1 protein-coding gene is annotated in these 229 nt (G+C 36.7%); it reads right to left on the bottom strand.

Features of this window, described 5'->3' with window-relative positions; all coding sequences use genetic code 11:
* The coding region (locus SB679_RS26590; RefSeq protein ID WP_410705457.1) for a cell division FtsA domain-containing protein at positions 1-229 on the bottom strand (229 nt) is incomplete at both ends.

The following is a 229-nucleotide window of genomic DNA, read 5'->3' as shown; positions in this document are numbered from 1 at the left end:
CTCCATAAGCTTTCAATTCTGTGTTGACCATTTCCAAAACTTCTTCTACTCTTGCATTGATAATCTGAGCAAGGGTTTTTAAAGAAATTTCTTTGTCTGGACGGCCGTGAAGCCCCGGAATTGTTACAAAAGTACTGTCTTTTTCTAATTCTGGCACAGCCGAACCGAATTTTACTTTCAATTGTTCAGCATGTTTTTCAATAATAGAACAACCTTCTTTGATATCTTC

This window comes from Chryseobacterium sp. SIMBA_029 (assembly GCF_046535275.1).
Classification (GTDB): domain Bacteria; phylum Bacteroidota; class Bacteroidia; order Flavobacteriales; family Weeksellaceae; genus Chryseobacterium.
This window is presented reverse-complemented; position numbering and strand designations above follow the sequence as displayed.